Origin of the sequence: Pedobacter psychrodurus (assembly GCF_032678585.1) — a bacterium.
GTDB classification, from domain to species: Bacteria; Bacteroidota; Bacteroidia; order Sphingobacteriales; family Sphingobacteriaceae; genus Pedobacter; species Pedobacter psychrodurus_A.
Window position 1 is genome coordinate 21,588 of record NZ_JAVTSN010000003.1, and the last position, 15,199, is coordinate 36,786.

A 15,199-nucleotide genomic window follows, 5' to 3' on the forward strand; every position below is an offset into this window, starting at 1 on the left:
TTATCTAAATAGTTTGTGATTTCCTCAATTTACGCTTAATAAACCCAAAACAATCTGTTTTAGGTGCTTGTTAGTAAGTAAATATGAAGTTATGAGATCAATATGGAAAGGTTCGATTGGATTTGGATTGGTAAACATTCCGATTAAGTTGTTTTCGGGTGTCCAAAACAGTAATCTTGATCTGGATATGCTCGATGAACGCGATCATGCCAAAATTAAATTTTTAAGGGTAAATGAAAACACCCATAAAGAAGTGCCCTACGAGAAAATAGTAAAAGGTTACTTTTTAAAGGATAAATACATTGTTTTGGACAAACACGATTTTGAAGAGGCAGCTCCAGAGAAAACCAAGATTATCGAATTGGAAAACTTTGTAGACATTAAAGATATCAATCCGGTTTATTACGAAACCTCCTATTATACCGAACCCGAAAAGCAGGGTAAAAAAGCTTATGGTCTACTGTTAAAAGCATTAGAGAAATCGGGCAAAGCTGGAGTAGCCAGGTTTGTGTTGAGGAATACTGAAAATCTTTGCGTTATCCATCCCATGGAGCATGTCATCGTGGTGACCAAAATCAGGTTCGAACAGGAAATCAGAAGTTTATCCGAAATAAATAAGGTCGATGATATCACCATCACTAAAAAAGAAATGGATGTTGGTTTGGCCCTGATCAAACAATACAGCTCTAAATTCGATTTAAGTGCTTTTAAAGATGATTATAGCTTGGAACTGTTAAAGATTATTAAAGCAAAAGCCAAAGGAAAACGTGCTACGGTTAAAAAGATGAAACCTCAAAAAGCCACCAGCGATGATCTTTATGATCAACTGATGCAAAGTTTAGGTTCCAAAAAAGGAGCGTAATTGGTTTGAAGTTATGGGTTAGCCACAGCTTTACATGAACATTAGTTTTGCAACAATGGTTGTTAAATTAATCATAAGCACAATAAAAAAATAATTTAACCACAGATAAAAAGGATGAACACACCTGCCTTGCCGTTCATGCAAGGATATGAAAATCAGTGTTTATCCCCGCCTGACCAGTCGGGCAGGTGTGCCCATCTGTGGTTAAAAATAAGGAATTGCCTCATAAATTCGTTCTGAGCATGAAGTAAAACGCTTTGCGCCAAACGCTATACAAAACTGCATTGGAGTGGTTAAGCACTCCAATGCAGTTTTTTTTATTTAAACGCAGCTTTCAATTGATCTGCAGCATAAGCCTGAGCAGCTTTTGCTTCTGGGACCAGGATGGCCATTCCAAAGAATTCGTGGGTTACACCTTCGTAGTTTTTACTGTCCACTTTTACACCAGCGGATTTTAATTTATCAGCAAGCATTACGCCATCGTCATGTAAGGGATCTATTTCTGCTGTGATAATAGTTGTTGGGGGTAAACCTTTCAGGTTAGCATTCACCAATGAAATTTTTGAGTCCTGTGCTTCTATCATGGTATTTAAATACTTTTCAGTAAACCAGCCCATCATGGCTTTATTTAATGGTTTTGCTTTTTCATACATTTTATACGATTCCGTATTCATATCTGCCTGAGCAATCGGATAAACTAAAACTTCGTGTACCGGAACCATGATATGTTTATCCCTGGCCATAATAGATACATTTGCAGCTAAGTTTCCTCCAGCACTTTCGCCAACCACTGCAATTTTAGCTGGATCAGCTTTTAAGCTTACCGCATTTCTCACAGCCCATTCGTATGCTGCAAAAGCATCGTTATGTGCTGTTGGGAATTTGTTTTCAGGTGCTAAACGGTAGGCTACCGAAACCACTATCGCGCCAACCTGCTCCGATAAAGCTTGTGCTGATGCATTGTACACATCTAAATTGGCTATTACGAAACCGCCTCCATGGTAATACACAATTAAGGGATGAGGACCGCTTCCTTCTTTTGGTGTGTATATGCGTAAATGGATTTTTCCACCACTAACGTCAATATCCTTTCCCATGGTATCTACCTTGGGTGTAGGAACGGTAATGTTATTCTGTTTTACCAAATCCATCACGGCATCGGTTGGTGTATGATTTTTACGTGCATCGGTAGCACTCAGCGTTTCGATGGGTTGATCGCCATAACTGTTTAATTTCTCAATTACCGTTTGCATTTCAGGCTTAATGGTTTTGCCCCATTCAGGCGCCGGACCTGCAGGTTTTAATCCTGCAGCAGCAGTAGAATCGGTTATTATCGAATCGGTTGTAGTTGTTGTTTTTGTTCCACCCGTACAAGAAGCGAGCGAAACCGCTACACCACAAACAAGTGTAGATAATTTTAATAGATTGGTTTTCATAGGGTTATTTCTTTTGTTATTAAATATATTCTATAACACGATCGGTTAGAGAAGTGTTTTTATGCGCTTACAACTTTTCAGAATTTAACCAAATCACAAACATCTTGATGAATTTAGGTGTTCACTATATAAAAACTAAATATGTTAACAGAAATAACAGGACTGCCAGACCATATTTTTGGCGTAAGAGCTACCGGAGAAGTAACCGGTGATGATATAAAAAACGTATTACTGACTGGTTTAAAAAGAACGGCAGAAAGGTTTAAAGAAATCAGATATCTGCTTGTTTTAGAAACTGACGTAAAGAATTTTACTGCAGGCGCTTGGGTACAAGATGCCAAAGCCGGTTTGCAAAACTTTACCAAATGGAAAAAGATTGCTGTGGTAAGTACCGAAAAAGGAGTCGAATGGTTTACCGATATTTTTACCATAGCCACACCAGGCAAATCAAAAGGTTTTAAACCCGAAGAAATAGAAAAAGCTACAGCCTGGCTTGATACCGAAGACTAACCATAAAGAAAACAGATCATGAAAAATTCTAAAACACAGGAAGAAAGTAGCAAGGCTACTGCACCTAAAAACACAAAGGCAAAAGGAGCTGATGATAAGGTAACATCAGCCAAGGATGCAAAGAAAGTAAATGTAACCAAAGATGCTCCCGGTAAAAATAAAAAACCCTAAATGTTAAAAAGAACCCATTTTTATGAAAGCCGATGCTGTTAATATCGACCATTTTTATAATAAAGCCTACGATTGGATTATTGATAAAGGACCTTCTTTAATTTTAGGTGTAGTCATCCTTATTTTAGGTTTATGGTTAATTAAATTATTAGGTACATGGATGCAGGGGGGGATGCACCGCAAAGATGTAAACCCTTCGTTAAGACCTTTCCTAACCAGTTTAATGCTTATAACGCTTAGAATTTTACTGGTGCTAACCGTAATGCAGATCATTGGCATTCAGCTTACCTTTTTAACGGTATTAATTGGCGGTATGGGTGTAGCAGCTGGATTGGCCTTGTCGGGTACGCTACAAAATTTTGCTAGCGGCGTGCTTATTTTGTTATTGAAACCTTTCGTAGTCGGCGATAATATTATTGCGCAAAGCCAGGAAGGAACCGTTACATCGATACAGATATTTTATACTATTGTTAAAACTTTCGATAATAGGACGGTGGTAATCCCAAATGGTAAATTATCGAACGAGGTAATTATAAATATAAGCAGGGAGGGAAGCAGAAGACTGGATATTGAAATGAAATTCAGTTATGGGATCGATTACGAGCAGATTGTTGTTATTTTCAATAAAACAGTTGACGGGTTTAAAGAATGCCTTAAAACGCCTGAAAGAAGAGTGGGTGTATCTGCTTTAGAAGATAATGGATTTAAAGTAAGTTTGAACATTTGGGTAAAAGCCCACGGTTTTACAGATACCAAACTATCATTTTTGGAAGTACTGATGAAAAACTTAAAGCTTGGAGGAATAAAATTACCTGGAATGCCAGATTAAAAAATTACTTCCTCAATAGGGCATAAATTTTATCCATCAGTTCGTCGATATTGAATGGCTTAGCCATAAACCCATCTGCTTCAATACCATCTAATGCATAATTACTTGCATTATAACGGGCAGAGATCATTAAGACAGGGATATGCTGGGTAATCTGGGTATCTTTAAGTTCTTTCAGGAGCGTTCTGCCATCAACATCAGGAAGCATAATATCCATAATAATCACATCAGGTTTAAATTCCTGAACATGATTAATAAAATCTGCTCCTTTGTTTAGTCCGGCAACATTGAAAGCTTCACTTTCTAAAATAAGGGTAATAACATCTAGGATTGCATGGTTATCTTCGATAACCAAAATGTTCTTCTTTGCCAAGTTTGGGATGATGGTTTAAATTTCAAACAAATATATAATAAATAACAAATCCAAAAACCAAAATTATCAAATTAGAGTCATTCTAATAATAGGCTTAATATTTGTTAATCCGTTAAATCTAATACTTTTGCAATATCAACATACAATATGACTAAATTTTCTGTAGACTTAACCAATTGCGATAAAGAACCCATCCATATACCTGGTAAGATTCAATCACATGGCTTTCTTATCGCTGTTGATAAAAACAGCCTCTCCATTAGCTATCTAAGTGAAAACACAGAAGATTTTTTTAAAGAACCTGCCAAAACCTTATTGGACAAAAATATTTCTGTTTTAAATAACTCTATTAAGCAACAGGATCCTGAATTTAATATTGAAGACCTGTTAAAATTGGGCATTATCAGAAAAAGCTTCGATGCCATTAGTCCGCATCCCATCGAGATTGATGGCAATCGCTTTTACCTGATTATCTCTTCCTCAAAAAGCGATTGGTTGTTGGAATTTGAACCGGTAACGTTGCAATACGATATCCAAAGTTCTATAGGGCGCTCCGCTTCATCTATGCTTCAGGGCAAAAGTATTTCCGCGTTATTAAGCGGTGCTGCACTGGAGGTGAAGAGACTGATCAATTACGATCGGATCATGATCTATAAATTTTTAGATGATGGGCATGGTGAGGTTGTAGCAGAAGAAAAGGAAGCTAATTTAGAGCCTTTTTTTGGTCTGCATTATCCCGCTTCCGATATTCCTAAACAGGCACGGGAACTGTATAAGTTGAACCTTACCCGGTTAATAGCCGATGTAAATAGAGATGATTCACCGATTATTACCTTTAAAGAAAACGAACCGCTCGATTTGACAAACGGTGGTTTACGTGCTGTTTCGCCTATCCATATTCAATATTTAAAAAATATGGGCGTGCATTCGAGTTTTAGCATATCCCTCATCTCGCACGGCGAATTGTGGGGACTAATTGCCTGCCATAACTATAGCCCTAAATTTATCGATTACAAGGCTAGGGAAGGCTCAAAACTGATCGGACAGATCCTTTCTTCAGCATTAGAATACCGTCAGGAAGAAGAAGACGCAGAAGTGATCCAGCAGTTTAAAGATACGGCCACTGTACTCTCAGATCATTTAAGCCGCGACAAATACTTGATTGAAGCCATAACCGGACACAAAACAAGTATTCTAAATGTAACCAAGGCAACGGGTGTGGCTATTATCTTTGAAAATGAGCTTAAAACCATCGGTAATGTTCCTGCTGACGACGAAATATGGGAACTTAGAGACTGGTTAAGAAATACAAATGATGAATCTATATATTATACCCATCGTTTGCCGGAGATCCATTTACCTGCCAAAAAATATAAATCAACGGCATCAGGTATTCTTTCCTGTATTTTAAATAAAGAACTGGGCGAAATGATCATCTGGTTTAAGCCCGAAATCATCACGAATGTAAATTGGGCGGGTAATCCGGATAAACCTGCAACCTCATCAGAAAATGGATTGTTAAGTTTATCGCCACGAAAATCTTTCGAAATCTGGTCTGAAGTGGTGAACAATACTTCCGAAAAGTGGTTGGCAGAAGAAGTAGCATCTGTTTTAAGGATTAGGGAAATCATCCTCACCGATATCAATAAAAAAGCAAACGAGATCAGACAGCTGAACGAAAAACTTCAGGCAGCTTATGAAGAACTGGATACTTTTAGCTATACCATTTCGCACGATCTGAGAACACCTTTAACATCCATTAAAACCTACGCCGAGTTGATGCTCAAAAACCAAAGCATCGATGAAAATGGCAAAAAAATGTTAACACGCATTTTAACAGGCGCCGATAAAATGAATTTCCTCATTAAAGAGATCCTGAATTTAGCGAGAGTAGGTCGTTCTGAAATTAATTTTGAAACAGTTGACATGCCTTTGTTGTTACAAGAAATAAAGAACGAAGTGTGGACGGCTTTTAAAGCAGACAATTCCGAACTGATTTTAGGCCAATTACCTAATTTAAAAGGGGATAAAACAATGATTGTACAGTTATTTACAAACCTGATCGGCAATGCTGTAAAATACTCTGCAATGGTGGATAAACCCAAAATTGAGGTTGCAGCGTATATTGATGGGGGAGAGATTATTTATTCAGTTAAAGATAACGGTATAGGAATTGATAACAGGTATTACGACAGGGTCTTTGAGCTTTTTAAACGCATGGACAATGTTAAGGATATTGAGGGAACAGGGGTAGGACTGGCTATTGTAAAGCGGGTTGTAGAAAAACACAACGGAAGAGTTTGGTTCGAAAGTAAGTTAAACGCAGGCTCTACCTTTTATGTAGCTTTTAAAAACAGATAAATGAAAACGCCAGATATATTTTACGTTGAAGACGATATAGACTATGCATTTTTTATGCAAAGTGCCGTACAGGAAGTTAAAGATACGCTAAATCTAACGATAGTTGAAGATGGGGCAGAAGCTTTGCAAAAACTACAGAATTTTGTAGACAGTAAAACCAAGCCTAAACTGATCTTGCTAGATTTGAATCTTCCAGGTTTATCTGGCTTGGACCTTTTAAAATGTATCAGGGATATTCCTTATCTAAAAACAATACCGGTAATCTTGTTTTCTACCTCCGATAATCCGGATGATGTGAAAGCTTCGATAGAATTTGGCGCCAATGCTTACTTAACCAAACCGGATGGTTACGAAAATCTGGTTAAATGCGTACATTCGGTGCACGATTTTTGGTTTAACCAACATCTAAGGTTAAATTAGATTTTTATAAAACAATATAGAGAGATTCGGGTATTATTATCCGAATCTTTTCTTTTTTAGAACATTTTAAAATAAAACCTCCTGATATGATTGCCAATTTATTGAGAACAGAAACTGCCGAAAACCATAAAGCTTTAGAATCGCTGATGTTTGTAAACGAGATTATGAACAATTCTTTAAGCATTGATCAATATAAAAAACTACTGACCATCAATTACATTATTCACCAAAAATTAGAAAATGCCCTGGCCAATATGCTCGATGCAGATATTGGGTTGGAGTTAGAAATGAACAGCAGGTTAAAACTTTCTGCGCTGGAACAAGATCTAAATTACTGGAACATTGATAGTTTAACTTTACCAGGCTTAAATTTTGAACTCTTTGTGCCTCAGAAAAATACGGCTGAAGTTTTGGGGGCTTTATACGTGCTGGAAGGGGCAACATTGGGCGGAAACGTCATTAAAAGGCATATTTTAGCCAATCCAAATTTCAAAGATCACGATGGCGGTTTAAATTACTATGGTGTTTATGGGGAAGAGCTCAGTACAAAATGGAAAAAATTTGTTTCTGTATTAAATGAGCGTGTTGTAGAAGCAGATTATGAACGTTGTGTAAATAGCGCAAATCAATCCTTCAGCAACCTGATCAACTTGTCGAAACAACTCAACTAAGTAACGGGAATTTAATCCTGAAAATCAAAAAAATACGTCTATAATAGTGCCAGGGCATTTTTTTGATTGTGTAAATGTGCAAAACTTCTTTCAAATAAATATTTGCTTTCTGTTGTTAATTCAAGGTAAATATGTATTATTGAAAAAATAAATTTTTTAAACCTTAAAAACATCAATTAGCGATGGAAAAATTCTCAAAAGTTAAAGCTGCTGTTGCTGCGATTGAAGCAGATGTAGAAAAATTTTATAATGCTGGCAATGCAGCTGCTGGTACTCGTGTGCGTAAAGCAATGCAAGATCTTAAAGTTTTAGCACAAGAAATCCGTGCAGAAGTAACTGACAAGAAAAATACTGGCAAATAATATTTCGCGAGTAAGAAACAAAAAGGGTTCTGGTATGCCAGGGCCCTTTTTGCGTTTATAACATAAAAAAATGTCGTCATCTCGACCGGAGCATAGCGGAGTGGAGAGATCTGCCACGATAGATTTCTCGGCTATGTTGCACCCGATAGCTATCGGGTCCGCTCGAAATGACGATCCGTTTGTTGTTAAACCTCGTAAGTCTCCCCAAACGTCACCCTGAATTTATTTCAGGGTCCTTTTTACTAGCTTAGCTCAATTTTTAGCATGATAGATACTGAAACAAGTTCAGTATGACGGATTTACACAAAGCTTCGTCTCGACTGAAGTGAAGCGGAATGCCCGCCTGTTGCAAGAGCGGAGAGATTTATCTTGGGCTAGACTTACGAAGTCTATCTGGCTTCTGGTCCCATCAGACTTCGTAAGTCTCTGGCCTGGCCTATAAAAGATAAAGCTCCCCATCGCGGAGAGCTTTTATCCAACTAACAAAACATATTTTTTATTTATTGTTTTTGGAAAATAAAAGATAAGTTATTTCCAAGTAGGTGTAATATTCAAATTATTACCAGCATTAGAAGTTAAGCCTGCTGCTACAATTGTATCTATATAGGGTATGAAAAATTCATAATTGCTATTTATCGGAGTATTTTGTGGATCTTCTGCTCCAAAAATTAATGCTCTAAATCTAATATTGCTATCAGGATGATCTAGAATTATCTTTATTTTATTTCCTATTAACAATCCATTGTTATCAAATACTTCCGTTTTTGTTACGGTGTATGTATTTGGTGTTGCTGTTGGACTCGGGGGAACGACAATCTCATTACTATAACTTCGCGCACCAGACCTAGTATTTATTACCCTTCTATAGGTCCCCCCATTAGTAACTGCCATTATACCAGTAATAAATCCCCCATTTACTTCATCCCCTGAAATAATGTAACCATTAGCTAATGCAGTTTCGAAAACTCCATTGGCATTTTTAATTTCATATGATTCACTATAAGTTTCATTTGGACTTATAATAGGTTTTGAACCAATAGTACTTGGGTAATTCACTCCGTTATTATAAAGACTAATTATATTATTTGTAATTGTAACAACAACCTGTGGTGGAACAACATATATACTATAGCGAGTTGTAGAATAACTCACTCGGTTAATATTTTGGTTGTCTGTGAATTCAAATCTCAAAACCAGCTTACCGTTTTGCTTATTAGGTGGCAATGATGCGTCAATATCTGCCAATATAGCTTGGCTTTGATTATAATTTGAAGATGTGATGTTAACTGTCTTCATTAATACAGAGGATGGATCATCCGGAATATTAGAATCTGCACTTTGATTTTCAGTATAATATAAAGAAACTTTACAATTACCTGAAACATATCCACCAGAAGAGGATATACCCCTTGTTGTAACAATTATAAATTTAAATGGAGTCGCAACTGCAATATTGGGTATTTTAAGCGTACTACTATTTTGTAGATAGTTCTGTCCTATTTGGAACGTTTGCAAAGTAACTTGTGCATTTGATGTTAAAGCCAACACTATGAAAGCCAACAAAACAAGAAGCTGTTTTTTCATATTACTTCTCATAGGTTGCGATGTACTCGTTTGCTTTGTCATGTTCCAATTGGGCATCGGCTAAACTTTTATGAAACCATTTATAAACAACAAATTCTTGTTTCTTTTCATCAAATACAATCTCTTCTTTTGGTGCGCCTGTTGTTATGGATATGTACTGAAGAAGTTTTAAGAACTCAGCCTCAGATATTTTTGTTGTCTGAATTACAGGTTCAATTTTAGTCTCATCCTTTTTACAACCTGTAAAAGCCATGCTGACAAATAAAGCAACTGTTCCCATTTGCTTAATGGACAATTTTAATTTAGATTTCATAGATAGATTATTGATTTATTATTTAAATTATTTTTTATTTTATCCTTTTTTAACCAATTTATATTCGATTACAGGTTTACCACGAGTTCCTGCATCACCGGCACCCATCGAAATAAATTTCAATTTGTACACGTTTCCGGCAGGATCTTTAATTAGATAAAAAACTTTCGTGTTCACACCTGTAGCAGGTTGTGTACTTCTCCATCCTGACCCAATTGCATCCCTGGTTGTTAAAAACGTTTCTCCAGCAATGTTTGATTCCGAAAATGACGCATAAGTTTTTGAATCTGTAATGCTAACAACTGCAGCAGATGTACCGCCTAAACTGTTAATAAAAACCAGATCAGAAAAGTTATATGGAACTAATACACCTGAAAAAGTAGTCTGGTACACAGAATAAGTCCATTCTAAATCCCAGTTTGCTTTTTCTGGTTGCGCATTAACAATCGCTCCATTTGTAAGAGACACAAACTTGAAATTAAAGTTTCCGTCTTTTGGAATATCTATAGTTGTAAAATTTGTAGTTTCTTTAATTTTACCATACTGTAAAGTATAACCACCAGATGCATTCCTGGTTACTTTAAGTTTGATCCACGATCTTGCTGTAATGCCACCACCGGTACCACGATTCAAAATAATAATTTTGTTATCAGCGGCTGTAGCAGAAACTGCTGGAACCACTGTATTCGAAAGGTTACCATTTATAGCATCAAAATGAGCAAAATCAGTATTTGCTGGATCTGCCTGATTAACCGCTAGTCTTAAACCCAAAGTATCGACTTCACCTACTGTAGCAAGACTTGCGTTTGTAGTAGTAACTACTTTTGCACCTGCCCCTGTGGTATTATTCAGAATAACCCTGAAATCAGACCCGCTGTAAAAACCTAAATCCCATGAAGATCTGGCTATTGAAGTTTGTTTATCAGCACTAAAGTCTACATAAACGCTATTACCTGCGGCACTTCCGGCTTCTGCACCTACTAATCCACTAAGGGTTAAAGTACTTCCATCTGATGGTGGAACAACCACAATAGGTTCATCAGAATCTTTTTTACAGGCTGTAAAGGTTACCGCTAAAAATGCGATAGTGATCATTAAGTTAAATTTGTTCATGTTTATTGTGATTATATTATTTATAATTAATGTATATCCAGGTTATAGCTTAAGCCCAATACATAAGAACGACCATAGCTATAAGGAATAGTTGCTCCACCCGAACTATGTGCGCCACCACTGGCGGTCGAACTGTTGGTTAATTGTGTAACATTGAATAGGTTCTTAACGCCAGCGTTGATGGTTAAAGATTTAAACAGATTTTTGTTCAGCATTAAATCAGCCGTGTGGAAATCGCCAATCTTTACCAGTTTTACTGTACTGACACTGTTTTCTGTTGTCAATTGATAGCTTGGTAATGCACCAGTATACTTGTAAAACAAACTGATACTCCCACGCAGTTTAGGAAACGTGTAAGTAATGTTCGAATTGAGTTCCGTAGCCCAGGCAAATTCGGGTGTTTCGAGATTACCTTCTTCGCTTAAATTGTTGTACCTTCCAATGTAAGAAACGCCGAGACTAGCCTGGAGATTCTTTTTATAAATTAAAATATTATCTAAAGTACCGCCTGTGGTTTTGTATTTCGATACATTGATCAGTGTAGTTACCGAATTATCTGTAGGAGAGAAACCAAAATCAATTCTGTTTTTAACCAGATTGTAGAAACCGGTTAATGTAGAACGGAATTCGATATCGCTATTGCGAATACCTGCCCACACCAGTGAGCCGTTAAAACTATTTGATTCTTCTGCCTTTAAATTGGGATTGCCTAGAATATTATGACTGGCATCTACAAAATCATAGTACAACTCTCTCAATGCTGGAGAGCGGAAACCTTTGGCATAAGCCACTCGCAAATCAAGGTCTTTAGTCAGGATCAACTTGGCGTTTAAAGATGGAATTACAGGAGGAGCATCATAAATAGAGTTTTTGATAAACCTCAAGCCTGGTCTGATATTGATCAAATCACCCAATTTAATTTCAGCGGTAATAAATGCTGCATAATCGTTAATTACCGGCGATCCGCTAATTCTTTGTCCACTGGCGGCATCTCTACTGTATTCGATGCCAGGTTGAAATGAAACTGAATTATTTAGTCGATAAATTGCAGTTGCCCTAAAATTAGTCGCGTTAAATTTCGCCACATCCTGTTCTCCAGCACCGTTTGATAATTCTTCGGTATTATTGCTGAAATCATGAATAACCGTTCTTGTAGCACGATCAAGCTTGGTAAAACCTGCAATAGCAGAAAGTTGTAGCTTATTGCTGATTTTATATTCTGATTGAAGCTGTTGCGTATAACGATGTGTGGTATAGGTTTGGAGTAATCCTTTATAATTGTTCGGATTAAGTCCATTGCGTACATCAATATCTTCCTTCAATCCGTCTAAACGATACCAGATGTTAAAGTTATTGTTACGATAACCGATTTTGGTATTTCCTAAAAATTGTTCCTTTGGTTTCCAACGATTTGATACAGCATTAATCTCGTCTATTGTTGCGGTTTTACTGGCCAGATTCCAGCCACCAAAATCGTTATAGCTAAAGCCTGCCAATATACTCCAATGGTTATTCTTCCAGTTGGCACTAAAATTCTGCGTATGATTGCCTTTACCCGATAAAGCCTCATATTCATCGCCTGCAGTTTCTTCTTGTATCCTGGCGGATAGATTTAATAATCTTTTACCTGGATTTTTGGTGATGATATTGATTACCCCGGCTAAGGCATCTGCACCGTACACGACCGACATTGGCCCTTCTACAATTTCAATTCTTTCAATGGTATTGATGTCGATCTGGTTTAAACTTTCTCGGGTATCAGATCGATCAACCATAGCTATACCATCCAATAGTATTTTAACGTTTCTGCCTGTCATCCCCATCAGCTGAATATCAGTAGTGCCTAAAGTTAAATCGTTACTAAAGCGGAAACCCAACTCTGTATTTAAAATCTGTTGCACGTTGGTAGCCGCCCTGAGTTTTATCCGCTCAGCTGTAATGGTTCTGATATTGTATACCGAATTTTTTAAAGTTTGCGGACCATATTGCCCCGTAACCACTACATCTTTTAAATCATTTGCCTTTGTAGTATCAACTTTAATTTCTTGAGCCACAGTAACAAATCCACAAAGAGATAAGACAATTGATAAATATATTTTCATTTATTTAGACTAATTATAAATAATTGTGCAAATTTGTGCATAATCACAAAAAGCAGATAACGTTAAACGGATAATTAATACCGCCAAACGGATTAAATCATTTATGGAATTTAAACTCTCAACATACCTAAACGGAAATATCCTCTACAAAAACAGCTATCCAGATAATTTTGATGGTGATAGAGATATTGATGAGATCAAAACTGTACTTCGCACAGAAAATACCATTCTAAAAGTAAAAGAAAAGTGGTTTAATGGCATCCACATCAGTATAGTGGAGATTGATCCCGATCAGGCAGAAGACTTTTTATTTGAATCTTCTCACCACCACATTGGTTTTTTGTTTTGCTTAGATGGTACCATCCATTATTGCTGCGATCAGCTACAGCATAATCGCCTATCGCTTTCCAAAAACGAACAAAATATTAATGCAGGAAAGATTAACGCAATCAAATTTAGCGCGACAGAGAAAACCAGATACGTTTATATACAACTTACAGAAAGCTATTTTTATAAAATCGCGGGTCGCGAATTCAGCAATATTACCTTGGCTAATCAACAAGAATCGATCACATCAGAAATCAGTTTAATACTGCAGCATTTGGTTAACCATAAACATGAGGGGAGAGTAAAGCGCTTATTTTTGGAGGCCAGGATATTTGAACTGATCATCATTTACATGAACCAGAAGCAAGAAAAACAAACGGTTAGTCTAAAGCAAGAGGATGTTAACAAGATTATGTTGGCCAAGCAACTGGTAGAACAGGATTTACAAAAGCCGAATTCGTTAATGGAGCTATCGCGCAAAGCCGGGATAAATGATTATAAACTTAAAAAAGGTTTTAAAGAAATCACCGGCCACACGGTATTTGGCTACCTGTACAAAATCAGGATGGAAAAAGCCCACTACTTTTTAGCTAAAGAAAAAAGAACCGTAAATGAAGTTGCGTTTCTGGTAGGCTACAAAAACGCACAACACTTTATTTCAGCCTTCAAAAAAAAGTATCAAATTTTGCCAGGCAGTTTAAACAAAAATTAAAACTCAGCGCAAACGTTTGTTTATATTATTCCTTCACCTCGTTTACGATTAAATCAGATTCTACAATGGTATTGTAATAGGCCTGATTTTCGGAATTTGGACTGTGAATAAGATCTAATAAGATATTGGCTGCTTTTTGTCCCTGCAAATACGGGTATTGCTCTACCGATGCAACAGGCGAATGATCTAAGTAGCTGATAATGGGTAAATTGGCATAACTCACCACGTCAAAATCATTAATAACATTAAGCTTTTTGAAATATTTGATTAAAAAGAGGGCTACATAATCGTTAAAGGTAACAATTGCCGTAGGCTTTCTTTTATGGTTTAAGAATTGGTCGGCAGCTTCAATAGTTCCCTGTTCGGTTAAATCACAGTTTACCACCAACGAGGGATCGAACTTTAAGCGGTTAAAGGTAATGGCCTGCATATAACCATCTTTACGCTCTTCACTGGCATATAAGGTAGTTGGTCCGTTAATCATCCCGATACTTCTATGTCCTTTTTTGAGCAAATAATTAACCGCTTTAATTGTAGCACTTTCTAAACTACAGGCTACATAGTGCACATTTTTAAAAGGGGGTATCCGATCAAAAAATACCACAGGGATATTAAAAGAATTCAGTTTCTCAAAATGGTCGAACTTAGAAGTATCCTTACTGATGGACACCAATAAACCATCTACCCGCTGATTTTTCATCTTTTCAACGAGTTTAACTTCCTGCTCATAGTTATCATGCGATTGCGCAAAGATAACCGTGTAATTTTTTTTAATCGCTTCGTCTTCAATGGCTGAAATGGCAATGGAAAAAAAGTGCTCGGAAAGTTCTGGTAGAATTACGCCAATAGTATAGGTTTTCCCTTTTTGAAAAAGGATTGCAGCGTTGTTAGGCTCATAATTTAGAGACTTTGCCAGCTGTTTAATTTTCTCTCTCGTTACCGCTCCAATACTGGGATGATCGTGCAATCCCCTGGAAACACTCGAAGGAGAAATGTTTAAAATTCTGGCTATTTCTTTAATGGTGGTTGGTTTCGATTGCATTGTAACTGCTA

At 36.9% G+C, this 15,199-nt stretch carries 16 protein-coding genes; 9 read left to right on the top strand and 7 right to left on the bottom strand.

Annotation, left to right across the window (positions count from 1 at the left end; genetic code table 11):
- Positions 1-91: 91 nt before the first annotated feature.
- Entirely contained in the window at positions 92-862 is a 771-nt protein-coding gene (locus tag R2S57_RS02520) for a Ku protein (protein ID WP_316843535.1), read from the top strand.
- A 317-nt stretch (positions 863-1,179) separates the two neighbouring features.
- On the opposite strand, the gene R2S57_RS02525 is transcribed toward R2S57_RS02520, so the two are convergent.
- A complete protein-coding gene (locus R2S57_RS02525) occupies positions 1,180-2,298 on the bottom strand; it encodes an alpha/beta hydrolase (RefSeq protein WP_316843536.1) in 1,119 nt (372 codons plus the stop codon).
- Positions 2,299-2,439: 141 nt separating this feature from the next.
- Here R2S57_RS02525 and R2S57_RS02530 point away from each other — a divergent pair, with 141 nt between their 5' ends.
- The 3 genes from R2S57_RS02530 to R2S57_RS02540 are packed head-to-tail and all read left to right on the top strand — an operon-like array spanning position 2,440 to position 3,808.
- Positions 2,440-2,808 (top strand): STAS/SEC14 domain-containing protein, encoded by a 369-nt coding sequence (locus R2S57_RS02530; RefSeq protein WP_316843537.1) that lies wholly within the window; start codon positions 2,440-2,442, stop codon positions 2,806-2,808.
- Between the two features lie 18 nt (positions 2,809-2,826).
- The gene (locus R2S57_RS02535) at positions 2,827-2,979 is read left to right on the top strand and encodes a hypothetical protein (RefSeq protein ID WP_316843538.1); all 153 of its coding nucleotides are present in this window, start codon (positions 2,827-2,829) and stop codon (positions 2,977-2,979) included.
- Positions 2,980-3,001: 22 nt separating this feature from the next.
- Complete coding sequence (locus R2S57_RS02540; RefSeq protein WP_316843539.1) at positions 3,002-3,808, top strand: mechanosensitive ion channel family protein; 807 nt, start codon at positions 3,002-3,004, stop codon at positions 3,806-3,808.
- 4 nt (positions 3,809-3,812) lie between these two features.
- Here the strand turns inward: R2S57_RS02540 and R2S57_RS02545 are convergent, their stop codons facing one another.
- The gene (locus R2S57_RS02545; RefSeq protein ID WP_316843540.1) at positions 3,813-4,181 is read right to left on the bottom strand and encodes a response regulator; all 369 of its coding nucleotides are present in this window, start codon (positions 4,179-4,181) and stop codon (positions 3,813-3,815) included.
- Positions 4,182-4,328: 147 nt separating this feature from the next.
- Here R2S57_RS02545 and R2S57_RS02550 point away from each other — a divergent pair, with 147 nt between their 5' ends.
- The 4 genes from R2S57_RS02550 (at position 4,329) to R2S57_RS02565 (ending at position 7,995) form a co-directional block, all read left to right on the top strand.
- Positions 4,329-6,542, top strand: coding sequence for an ATP-binding protein (locus tag R2S57_RS02550; protein WP_316843541.1), 2,214 nt, complete (start codon positions 4,329-4,331; stop codon positions 6,540-6,542).
- On the top strand, positions 6,543-6,962 hold the full coding sequence (locus tag R2S57_RS02555) for a response regulator (RefSeq protein ID WP_316843542.1): 420 nt from the start codon (positions 6,543-6,545) through the stop codon (positions 6,960-6,962). It abuts the gene before it with no gap.
- Between the two features lie 86 nt (positions 6,963-7,048).
- Entirely contained in the window at positions 7,049-7,633 is a 585-nt protein-coding gene (locus R2S57_RS02560; RefSeq protein ID WP_316843543.1) for a biliverdin-producing heme oxygenase, read from the top strand.
- 182 nt (positions 7,634-7,815) lie between these two features.
- Positions 7,816-7,995 carry a histone H1 gene (locus tag R2S57_RS02565; RefSeq protein WP_116249844.1) on the top strand — a complete coding sequence of 60 codons (180 nt, stop codon included), beginning with the start codon at positions 7,816-7,818 and terminating at the stop codon, positions 7,993-7,995.
- Positions 7,996-8,523: 528 nt separating this feature from the next.
- On the opposite strand, the gene R2S57_RS02570 is transcribed toward R2S57_RS02565, so the two are convergent.
- From R2S57_RS02570 to R2S57_RS02585, 4 genes are read right to left on the bottom strand one after another with little or no spacing between them, the layout of a single operon-like run.
- Entirely contained in the window at positions 8,524-9,579 is a 1,056-nt protein-coding gene (locus R2S57_RS02570; protein WP_316843544.1) for a hypothetical protein, read from the bottom strand.
- Between the two features lies 1 nt (position 9,580).
- A complete protein-coding gene (locus tag R2S57_RS02575) occupies positions 9,581-9,892 on the bottom strand; it encodes a hypothetical protein (protein ID WP_316843545.1) in 312 nt (103 codons plus the stop codon).
- 39 nt (positions 9,893-9,931) lie between these two features.
- Positions 9,932-11,005: an HmuY family protein gene (locus tag R2S57_RS02580; RefSeq protein WP_316843546.1), complete on the bottom strand. Its 1,074-nt coding sequence runs from the start codon at positions 11,003-11,005 to the stop codon at positions 9,932-9,934.
- 26 nt (positions 11,006-11,031) lie between these two features.
- Positions 11,032-13,107 carry a TonB-dependent receptor gene (locus R2S57_RS02585; RefSeq protein WP_316843547.1) on the bottom strand — a complete coding sequence of 692 codons (2,076 nt, stop codon included), beginning with the start codon at positions 13,105-13,107 and terminating at the stop codon, positions 11,032-11,034.
- A gap of 103 nt (positions 13,108-13,210) precedes the next feature.
- Between R2S57_RS02585 and R2S57_RS02590 the strand changes: the two genes are divergently transcribed.
- Positions 13,211-14,146: an AraC family transcriptional regulator gene (locus R2S57_RS02590; RefSeq protein ID WP_316843548.1), complete on the top strand. Its 936-nt coding sequence runs from the start codon at positions 13,211-13,213 to the stop codon at positions 14,144-14,146.
- Between the two features lie 25 nt (positions 14,147-14,171).
- On the opposite strand, the gene R2S57_RS02595 is transcribed toward R2S57_RS02590, so the two are convergent.
- A complete protein-coding gene (locus R2S57_RS02595; RefSeq protein ID WP_316843549.1) occupies positions 14,172-15,188 on the bottom strand; it encodes a LacI family DNA-binding transcriptional regulator in 1,017 nt (338 codons plus the stop codon).
- Positions 15,189-15,199: the final 11 nt, after the last annotated feature.

What these genes read in the sequence shown, in the direction of transcription:
- R2S57_RS02560 (WP_316843543.1), top strand. Translation starts at nt 7,049, where the DNA reads ATGATTGCCAATTTATTGAGAACAGAAACTGCCGAAAACCATAAAGCT.
- R2S57_RS02520 (WP_316843535.1), top strand. Translation starts at nt 92, where the DNA reads ATGAGATCAATATGGAAAGGTTCGATTGGATTTGGATTGGTAAACATT.
- R2S57_RS02540 (WP_316843539.1), top strand. Translation starts at nt 3,002, where the DNA reads ATGAAAGCCGATGCTGTTAATATCGACCATTTTTATAATAAAGCCTAC.
- R2S57_RS02535 (WP_316843538.1), top strand. Translation starts at nt 2,827, where the DNA reads ATGAAAAATTCTAAAACACAGGAAGAAAGTAGCAAGGCTACTGCACCT.
- R2S57_RS02575 (WP_316843545.1), bottom strand. Translation starts at nt 9,892, where the DNA reads ATGAAATCTAAATTAAAATTGTCCATTAAGCAAATGGGAACAGTTGCT.
- R2S57_RS02525 (WP_316843536.1), bottom strand. Translation starts at nt 2,298, where the DNA reads ATGAAAACCAATCTATTAAAATTATCTACACTTGTTTGTGGTGTAGCG.
- R2S57_RS02565 (WP_116249844.1), top strand. Translation starts at nt 7,816, where the DNA reads ATGGAAAAATTCTCAAAAGTTAAAGCTGCTGTTGCTGCGATTGAAGCA.
- R2S57_RS02580 (WP_316843546.1), bottom strand. Translation starts at nt 11,005, where the DNA reads ATGAACAAATTTAACTTAATGATCACTATCGCATTTTTAGCGGTAACC.
- R2S57_RS02585 (WP_316843547.1), bottom strand. Translation starts at nt 13,107, where the DNA reads ATGAAAATATATTTATCAATTGTCTTATCTCTTTGTGGATTTGTTACT.
- R2S57_RS02595 (WP_316843549.1), bottom strand. Translation starts at nt 15,188, where the DNA reads ATGCAATCGAAACCAACCACCATTAAAGAAATAGCCAGAATTTTAAAC.
- R2S57_RS02555 (WP_316843542.1), top strand. Translation starts at nt 6,543, where the DNA reads ATGAAAACGCCAGATATATTTTACGTTGAAGACGATATAGACTATGCA.
- R2S57_RS02550 (WP_316843541.1), top strand. Translation starts at nt 4,329, where the DNA reads ATGACTAAATTTTCTGTAGACTTAACCAATTGCGATAAAGAACCCATC.
- R2S57_RS02570 (WP_316843544.1), bottom strand. Translation starts at nt 9,579, where the DNA reads ATGAAAAAACAGCTTCTTGTTTTGTTGGCTTTCATAGTGTTGGCTTTA.
- R2S57_RS02530 (WP_316843537.1), top strand. Translation starts at nt 2,440, where the DNA reads ATGTTAACAGAAATAACAGGACTGCCAGACCATATTTTTGGCGTAAGA.
- R2S57_RS02590 (WP_316843548.1), top strand. Translation starts at nt 13,211, where the DNA reads ATGGAATTTAAACTCTCAACATACCTAAACGGAAATATCCTCTACAAA.